This is a genomic window from Nitratidesulfovibrio liaohensis (assembly GCF_011682075.1).
Lineage (GTDB): Bacteria > Desulfobacterota > Desulfovibrionia > Desulfovibrionales > Desulfovibrionaceae > Cupidesulfovibrio > Cupidesulfovibrio liaohensis.
In genome coordinates, this window is record NZ_VSMK01000026.1 from 1 (window position 1) to 9,109 (window position 9,109).

Sequence of the window (9,109 nt, forward strand, 5' to 3'; positions counted from 1 at the left end):
GTGCGCGGGGCGGCTCCGCCGCACCAGTGCAGGATGGCCCGGCCCGCCTCCATCACCACGGGCAGCAGATCGCGCAGGGGAAAGGACGCGGCGGAGGGCTGCGCACGGAAGGCCGCAACGGGCGCCCTGTCCGGCGGGCCTGCGAAACCGGCGGCCCCCGTGGGGTCCGTGGGGTCAAGATGGTCCGGACAATCCGGGCAATCCGGATGATTCGGGAGATTCGGGCAACGGTCCGAAGGCACGGCAAGCACCTCCTGCGGCGATCCCGGACGCCCGTGTCCCGCCGCACGCTCCCGTGCTCCCGCGCCGTCGCGGCATTCCGTGCATCCGTCCCGCGTTCCGTCGGCCATCGCCCCTCCGCATGCATGGGCTTTTGCAGGATTTCATGCTACAGGGCGGCCATGCGCCCCGCACACTCCGCCGACATGAACCGGCGCGCGCACCCTGACAGCATTGCCACCGCCACTCCGCAACGTGCCGGAACGCGCGGTGCGAAGCATTGCGCCCATCGGCACGGCCATGCCCAGGTCGGTCAGCAGACGGCCACGGGGACAGCCCACCGGGGTGCCGCACGATGGACCGCGCTGGCCGTCCTGCTGCTGTCCGTTGTGGCACTTGCGGGCTGCGCGGGCAAGCAGCAGATCGCCATTCCCCCGGACGCACAACCTCAGATCCGCCAGCAGGCGCCGTCCGCGCCGTCACAGGCGCTGGTGCACACCGCCCGCTCCGCCTTGGGTGTGCCCTACCGCAACGGGGGCCGCACCCCGACCGAAGGGTTCGACTGTTCGGGCTTCGTGTGGTGGACCTTCTACCAGCACGGGGTGAACCTGCCGCGCACCACGGAAGAGCAGGCCGCCTGCGGCAGCCCGGTCCCCCCCGGCAACGAACTGCGCCCCGCCGACATCATCGTGTTCCGCACCGGGTCAGGCCCGCTGGGCCTGCACACGGCCATCTACACCGGCGGCGGGCAATTCGTGCACAGCCCCAAGCCCGGCGGCACCGTGCGCGAGGAAAGCCTGACCGTGCAGTACTGGCAACGCGCCTTCCTTGCCGCGCGGCGCATCTTGCGCCCGGCGGACCAACCCGCCGCCAGCCAGCCCTGAGACCCGCCCCGGCCCGACTGTCTCCAGCCCGACTCCTTGTGGCCCGATTCCGCCGGGCCAGGCGCCCGCGCATCCTGCACTGCAGGCCGCCGCCCACCGCGCCCCACAAGAGCATGGCGCGGCACGCCACGCATTCCCAAAAGAAAACGGCCGCACCCCGAAGGATGCGGCCGTTCGCGTCCGGACGCGTGAATGCTACTTGTTCAGGCCGTCGACAAGGGTCTTGGCGGCCATGAACTTCACGGCCTTGCGGGCCGGAATGGAAATGCTCTGACCGGTCTGGGGGTTCCGGCCCGTGCGGGCGGCCCGCTCGGTGACCGAGAACGCTCCCACGCCGGGCAGACGCACGCCTGCGCCGTTGGCAACGCCATCGGCGAGCACGCGGCAGAACGCATCATACGCCTTTTCGGCGCTCACCTTGGTCACGAACACGTCGGGCAGCGCCTCTTTGAGGGCGGCAACAAATTCAGCCTTGGTCAACATCAGGATGTCCTCCTTGCGCTATGCGGATTTCCCCCCGTAACCAAACCACGGTCAGCATGTTCCACCCTATGCAGTGACCTCGTTTTCTTGTCAATCGTTTCACGGCCCGCAAATCAAGGATACACGCGGTTCTCCTCCGTCGTTCCCCGGTCTGTTGCGCTTGATTCGCATTGCGTATAGGAGAAGGGATGCACACGGCCCCAGAGCAACAGGCATTGCGCATGCCAAGGGCAGCGCATCCGCCACAACGCCACGGGAGCACACCATGCCAAGCCCCCTGCCGCGCGATTCCGCACAGCCCGCGCCGCCTTCCGACGACGGCCTGCTGACCATAGCCGACATCGCCCGCCGCCTCTCCCTGCCGGAATCCACCGCACGCTACTACTGCAAGCGCTTTGCGGCGTTCATGCCCACCGTGGGCGACGGGCGCCGCCGCCGCTACCGCGCGGATACCCTGACCATCATCGAAGCCATCATCGAGGCCATGCACACCGCCCGCACCGCAAGCGCGGTGGAGGCGATCCTGGCCCGGCGTTTTCCCCGCAATGCCGCCGCCCAGCCGGCCCCGTCCCGTGGCAACACTGCGGACGGCGCTTCCGCAACAATCCCCACCGCAAGTGCCGCGCCCCAGCCCGTACAACCGGTACCCGTACCGGACGGCGTACCCGCTGTTCCGCCAATGCCCATGGGCGGCGTGGAGCCGGGGCATGCGCTGTACGCGCTCATCGAACACCAGACCCGCGCGCTGGACACCATTGCCGCCGCCCTGTCCACCCTCGCGGCCCGGCAGTCGGCCATCGACCTGCTGGCCGACCTTGCCCGCACCGCCGAAGGCGAGGTGGGCTCCATCCGCAAGGATGTGGAAACCCTGCGCCTGTTGCTGGATTCCTCCGAAAAGATTCACCAGCAGGACCTGGACCAGTTGCGCGACTGGCTGGGCCGGGTCATCGCGGACCGACGGCAGCGGGTGCGCGACCAGGCATAGTCGACCAACCGCCCGGCCACGCAGCCACACCGTCGCCCGGCCACACCGCGCAGCCACGCGACCCCGACGACCCTCGGCACGCAACGTGACACGCAGCGCAGGCGCGCGTCGCAGCCAAGGTGCCGACAGCACCGTTGCGCCCGGGCGCCACGCGTCCGACATGCCTTTCCACGCGCAAGACCCCGCCCGCAGGATACCCCGCGCACGCGCAGCCCCCGGCCCACCCCCCCGCCTTCCTGCCTGATCGCGCCCACCACTTCTGCGGCCTTGTCCCCTTCGTTTTCCCCACCCGCCGCTTTGCTGCATCTTTTTTTCCGCCCGTGATTACGGCCCATTATGTCGTATTACGAAATGACATCATAATGTATTTCGATACGCGCGCCCTGTACCCACGCCACGTTGGCGTTTTCACCGACTGACTGTGGAAAAAATCTAGAGTCTGGATTTTCTCGTCGGGCCGGGTTACACCACGGAGTGGTCACAACTGCGCCCACGAAAAAAATCGCCTTGCAATTCAGCACATTATAAAAATATCATCGGAAAACAGCCACATGACAGCGCCAGCGAACCAGCCCCAGTCCACTCTGCCCACCCCGCCCGCCACGCCCGAAGCCCTGCCCGACGTGGCCCTGAACCCCAACGCCAAGGTCGTGCTGGCCAAGCGGTACTACCGCAAGGGCCCCGACGGCACCCCGCAGGAAGACGCACGCACGCTGTTCTGGCGCATTGCCGGGGCCATTGCCGCCGAAGAAGGCAAGTACAAGAAATCGCCCTACAAGGCGGACGCGCTGGCCCGCGAATTCTACGACCTGATGACCGGCTGGAAGTTCCTGCCCAACTCACCCACCCTGATGAACGCGGGCACGGAACTGGGACAGCTTTCCGCCTGCTTCGTGCTGCCCGTGGGCGACTCCATCGAGGAAATCTTCGACGCCGTGAAGCACGCCGCCATGATCCACAAATCCGGCGGCGGCACGGGCTTTTCCTTTTCGCGCCTGCGGCCCAAGGAGGCGCGCGTGGGCTCCACCGGCGGCGTGGCCTCCGGCCCGGTGTCCTTCCTGCGCATCTTCAACACCGCCACCGAGCAGATCAAGCAGGGCGGCACCCGGCGCGGGGCCAACATGGGCATCCTGCGCATCGACCACCCGGACATCATCGAATTCATCCGCGCCAAAGAGCGCGACGGCGAATTCAACAACTTCAACCTGTCCGTGGGGCTGACCGAAGCCTTCATGAAGGCCGTGGAAGCCGACGAGGAATACGACCTTGTGGCCCCGCACACGGGCCAGGTGCGCGAACGGCTGAAGGCCCGCAAGGTCTTCGAGATGCTGGTGCAGAAGGCGTGGGAAAGCGGCGACCCGGGCATCGTGTTCCTGGACCGCATCAACCGCGACAACCCCACCCCGAAGCAGGGCGAGATCGAATCCACCAACCCCTGCGGCGAACAGCCCCTGCTGCCCTACGAGGCGTGCAACCTGGGGTCCATCAACCTTTCCGCGTTCTTCGTGCCCGGCACCGCCACGGCACCCGCTCCCAAGGACGGCGCCCTGCCCCATCCCTCGCCGGAAAAGGCCATCGACTGGGCGGAACTGAAGCGGGTCATCCACCTTGGCGTGCGCTTTCTGGACAACGTCATCGACGCCTCGCGCTTTCCGCTGGAGCGCATTACCGAAACCGTGCACCGCAACCGCAAGATCGGCCTTGGCGTCATGGGCTGGGCCGACCTGCTGTACCAGCTGGGCATTCCCTACGACAGCCAGGAAGCCATCAGCCTTGGCGAACGGATGATGCAGTTCGTGCAGGACGAGGGCCGCGCCGCCTCCAAGCTGCTGGCCAAGGAGCGCGGGCCCTTCCCGGCCTATGCGGAATCGACCTTTGCCGAACGCGACATGGGCCCCTACCGCAACGCCACGGTGACCACCATCGCGCCCACCGGCACCCTGTCCATCATCGCCGGATGCTCGTCGGGCATCGAGCCGCTGTTCGCGCTGTGCTTTTCGCGCAACGTCATGGACGGCGAACGGCTGGTGGAGGTGAACCCCCACTTCGAGGCGGCCCTGCGCGACACCGGCAGCCACAGCAGGAAGCTGATGGAAGCCGTGGCCGAAAAGGGTTCCATCCAGGCCATGGACCACCTGCCCGAAGACCTCCGCCGGGTGTACGTGACCGCCATGGACATCGCCCCGGTGTGGCACCTGCGCATGCAGGCCGCCTTCCAGAAGTACACCGACAACGCCGTGTCCAAGACCGTGAACCTGCCCAACTCCGCCAGCATCGACGACATCCGGTCCATCTACTGGATGGCCTACGAGCAGGGCTGCAAGGGCGTCACCGTGTACCGTGACGGCTGCAAGTCCGTGCAGGTACTGTGCACCGGCGAGGGCGAAAAGAAGGACGAAGGCAAGGACGACGGCGACCACAAGAGCGCCGTGCGCCAACGCCCGGACATCGTCTACGGCTTCACCCAGAAGGTGCCCACGGGCCTGGGGGCCATGTACCTGACCGTCAACGAAGCCAACGGCAAGCCCTTCGAGGTGTTCGCCACCATCGGCAAGTCGGGCCGGTCCATCACCGCCAAGGCCGAGGCCATAGGTCGACTGGTGTCGCTGGCCCTGCGCTCCGGCGTGGAGGTGCGGGACATCGTCCAGCAGCTCAAGGGCATTGGCGGCGAGCACCCGGTGTTTCAGAAGAAGGGCCTCTTGCTGTCCATCCCCGACGCCATCTCGTGGGTGCTGGAAAACCGCTACCTGAAGGGCGAACTGCCCCCCCACGGCCCGGTGAACGAACTGGACAAGCAACGCTGCCCCGATTGCGGCGAAGACCTGGTGTTCCAGGAAGGCTGCTACATCTGCCCCGGCTGCGGGTTCACCAAGTGCGGGTAGGATAAGAGTATCCGGCAACCTCGCTTTTGCGGGGTAGGGACCCTTTTGAAAAAGGGTCTCCTCCCCCGCACCCCCACCCCCCAAAACTTTTCATTTGGGCTCTCCCCCATATTTTTCATCCGGTCACGCCCCTTGCCCCTTGGCCCTTGCAATGTCGCGCGGGCTTTGCTTTGATGCGACCAGCATGCTCAAGATCAGCCACCTGTCCCATTCCTTCGGCGCGCACTGGGCGCTGAAGAACGTGTCCTTTTCTCTGGAAAAGGGCGAATTCCTGTTTCTTTCCGGGCCTTCCGGCGCGGGCAAGACCACCCTGCTGCGCCTGTTGCACGGGGCCTTGCCGGTGCAGCGCGGCGCGGCGTCGGTGGCGGGCTTCGACCTGACGCGCCTTTCCGGGCGCACCGTGCCGCTGTTGCGGCGGCAGGTGAGCGTGGTGTTTCAGGATTTCAAGATCCTGCCGGAGCGCAGCGTGTACGCCAATGTGGCCCTGCCGCTGGAAGTGCGCGGCCTTGCGCCGCAGCATATCGGACGACGGGTGCGCGCCGTTGTGCGCGCGCTGGGGCTGGAAAATCGGCTGGATACGCCCGGCGGCGAACTTTCCGGCGGCGAGCAGCAGCGGGTGGCCGTGGCCCGGTCCATCGTGGTCAACCCGCAGGTGCTGCTGGCCGACGAACCCACCGGCAACCTGGACCCGGAACTGTCGCTGCGGCTCATGGACATCTTCATGCAGTTCCACGCCTACGGCACCACCGTGGTGCTGGCCACGCACAGCCCGGAACTGATCCGCCGCCACCCGGACGCGCGCCTGCTGCGGCTGGAGGATGGCATGATCACCCACGCCAACTGGCCGGGGGGCGAGGTGTTCCGCTGCGCCGACGGCGGCCTGCATCTGGGCGGCGGCGGAAACGGCCCGGACCCCTGCGGGCTGGACGCGCCGGGCATTCCCGGCGGTTCGGGAAATTCCGGCAGTTCCGGCGACGACAACAGCGGCTCCGGCGCCCCCGGCAATCCCGACGGCAGGCTGTCACTCTGATGCGCACCTTTTTCCGCTTGCTGGGCCGCGGAGTGGCCGACCTTTTTCTGCATCCGTGGGCGCAACTGCTGTCCATGGCGGCGGTGACACTGGTGGTCTTTCTGTCCGGGCTGCTGCTGATGGCGCTGGCCACGGTGGACGCAGAGCTCAGCGCCTCGCGCGGGGAAACGGTGTACCAGGTGTACTGGCGCCCCGGCACGGACATGGCCCACGTGCGCGGGCAGTGGGAAGAACTGCGTCACATGCCGTGGCTGGCCAGCCTTGAAACCTACAGCCCGGACGAGGCGCTGACGGCGCTGGCCCGCCGCATGGGCGAGACGACCGGGCAGGCCGCCGGGCTGCCCGCGCTGGACATGGGCTTTCTGTCCGGCAAAAGCCCCCTGCCGCCCACCGCCCTGCTGACCTTTGCCCCGCGCGAGGCCGACCCCGAAAAGTGGGCCGCCGACACACAGACCTTTCTCAAAGCCATGCCCGGCGTGGAGCGGGTGGCCGCCTCGCCCCTGCGCGACGAACTGGGCAAGGCGTGGCGCGCCGCCAGCCGCTTCGTCATCTGGCCCACCGTGGGCTTTCTGGGCGTCGTGCTGGCGCTGGTGGTGGGCAACACCGTGCGGCTCACCCTGTCCACCCGGCGGGAAGAAATCGAAATCCTGCAACTGGTGGGCGCGCGCAACTGGTACATCCGCCTGCCCCTGATGGTGGCGGGCGCGCTGCAAGGCCTGCTGGGCGGAGGCCTTGCCTGCCTGCTGCTGCTTGTGGTGCACTGGCGCTTCCGCACCGCGCTCAACGTGCCGCCCCTGCTGCTGGAACTGCGCCTGCCCCCGCCGGAGCAGGCCGCCCTGCTGCTGGCCGTGCCCGTGCTCATGGGCATTCTGGGCAGCTGGATTGCCGTCCGCAGCCGCTAGGGGTACATGTTTTTCAGAATCCAAGGCACTTTCGGGGGAAGGGGAGAAGGCCCTTTTGGAAAAGGGCCTTCTCCCCTTCCCCCGGCCCCCCATCCCCTCATCCCCAAAACTTTTTATTTGGGTTTACGCCGTTCGTTCACAGCTGCCTCAAAATCTTCATCGCCCCGCCAACACGTCATACTTTGACCAAATAAAAGTTTTGCGGGGTGGAGAGGGGGTGCGGGGGAGAGGAGGGGAGCTTTTCCAAAAGCTCCCCTCCTCTCCCCCGCAAAAACAGCACTCTCGGCAAACAAGAGGACGCAGACAATGCGCAGCAAGAAGATGACCCATGGATTGGAGAAGGCCCCGCACCGTTCGCTGCTGCATGCCCTGGGGCTGACGCGCGAGGAGATCGAGCGCCCTCTGGTGGGCGTGGTGAACTCTGCCAACGAGGTGGTGCCCGGCCACGTGCACCTGCACACCATTGCCACGGCGGTAAAGGCCGGGGTCCGCGCGGCAGGCGGCACGCCCATGGAGTTTCCGGCCATTGCGGTCTGTGATGGTTTGGCCATGAACCACGAGGGCATGCATTTTTCGCTGCCGTCGCGCGAGATCATTGCCGATTCCATCGAGATCATGGCCACGGCGCACCCGTTTGACGCGCTGGTGTTCATCCCCAACTGCGACAAGTCGGTGCCCGGCATGCTCATGGCCATGCTGCGGCTGGACATTCCGTCCATCATGGTCAGCGGCGGCCCCATGCTGGCGGGCGGCACGCTGGCGGGCCGCACCGACCTGATCAGCGTGTTCGAAGCCGTGGGCCGCGTGCAGCGCGGCGACATGACCATGGCCGAACTGGACGAGATGACCGAAACCGCCTGCCCCGGCTGCGGTTCGTGCGCGGGCATGTTCACGGCCAACACCATGAACTGCATGGCCGAGACCATGGGCCTTGCCCTGCCGGGCAACGGCACCATCCCGGCGGTGACGGCGGCGCGCGTGCGGCTGGCCAAGCACGCGGGCATGAAGGTGATGGAGCTGCTGGAAAGGAACATCACCCCGCGCTCCATCGTTACCCCGCGCGCGGTGGCCAACGCCGTGGCCGTGGACATGGCCCTTGGCGGCTCCACCAACACGGTGCTGCACCTGCCCGCCGTGTTCGGCGAGGCCGGGCTGGACCTGACGCTGGACATCTTCGACGAGGTCAGCCGCAAGACCCCCAACCTGTGCAAGCTTTCCCCGGCCGGGCACCATCACATCCAGGACCTGCACGCCGCGGGCGGCATCCCGGCGGTGATGGCGGAACTGACCAGGAAGGGGCTGGTGGACACCTCGGTCATGACCGTCACCGGCAAGACCCTGGCCGAAAACCTGGCCGAGTTGGACGCGCGCGTGCTCAATCCGGACGTAATACATTCCGTAGACGCTCCGTATTCGGCGCAGGGCGGCATCGCCATCCTGAAGGGTTCGCTGGCCCCGCAGGGCGCGGTGGTCAAGCAGTCCGCCGTGGCGCCGGAAATGATGGTGCGCGAGGCCGTGGCCCGCGTCTTCGATTCCGAGGGCGAAGCCCACGCCGCCATCATGGGCGGCAAGATCAGCAAGGGCGACGCCATCATCATCCGCTACGAAGGCCCGCGCGGCGGCCCCGGCATGCGCGAGATGCTGTCGCCCACCGCCGCCATCGCGGGCATGGGCCTGGGTGCGGACGTGGCCCTGATCACCGACGGCCGCTTCAGCGGCGGCAC

6 protein-coding genes and 2 pseudogenes are annotated in these 9,109 nt (G+C 67.1%); 6 read left to right on the plus strand and 2 right to left on the minus strand.

What is annotated here, in order from left to right; all coding sequences use genetic code 11:
- Positions 1–242, minus strand: a pseudogene (locus FVW27_RS20735) (hypothetical protein); the annotation flags it as partial.
- A gap of 159 nt (positions 243–401) precedes the next feature.
- On the opposite strand from FVW27_RS20735, the gene FVW27_RS01275 reads away from it, so the two are divergent.
- The gene (locus FVW27_RS01275) at positions 402–1,103 is read left to right on the plus strand and encodes a C40 family peptidase (RefSeq protein WP_167122053.1); all 702 of its coding nucleotides are present in this window, start codon (positions 402–404) and stop codon (positions 1,101–1,103) included.
- Between the two features lie 195 nt (positions 1,104–1,298).
- Here FVW27_RS01275 and FVW27_RS01280 read toward each other — a convergent pair whose 3' ends face one another.
- Entirely contained in the window at positions 1,299–1,586 is a 288-nt protein-coding gene (locus tag FVW27_RS01280; protein ID WP_167122055.1) for an HU family DNA-binding protein, read from the minus strand.
- 265 nt (positions 1,587–1,851) lie between these two features.
- Here FVW27_RS01280 and FVW27_RS21100 point away from each other — a divergent pair, with 265 nt between their 5' ends.
- The 5 genes and pseudogenes from FVW27_RS21100 to ilvD all read left to right on the plus strand — a co-directional run.
- A complete protein-coding gene (locus FVW27_RS21100) occupies positions 1,852–2,571 on the plus strand; it encodes a MerR family transcriptional regulator (RefSeq protein ID WP_167122057.1) in 720 nt (239 codons plus the stop codon).
- Positions 2,572–3,122: 551 nt separating this feature from the next.
- Entirely contained in the window at positions 3,123–5,453 is a 2,331-nt protein-coding gene (locus tag FVW27_RS01290; RefSeq protein WP_208294558.1) for a vitamin B12-dependent ribonucleotide reductase, read from the plus strand.
- A gap of 184 nt (positions 5,454–5,637) precedes the next feature.
- Positions 5,638–6,327: pseudogene (ftsE, locus tag FVW27_RS01295) on the plus strand (cell division ATP-binding protein FtsE); the annotation flags it as partial.
- Positions 6,328–6,482: 155 nt separating this feature from the next.
- Positions 6,483–7,385 (plus strand): cell division protein FtsX, encoded by a 903-nt coding sequence (locus FVW27_RS01300; protein WP_167122061.1) that lies wholly within the window; start codon positions 6,483–6,485, stop codon positions 7,383–7,385.
- A gap of 306 nt (positions 7,386–7,691) precedes the next feature.
- Positions 7,692–9,109, plus strand: a 1,418-nt coding sequence (ilvD, locus tag FVW27_RS01305) for a dihydroxy-acid dehydratase (RefSeq protein WP_167122063.1), incomplete at its 3' end; no start/stop codon positions are given.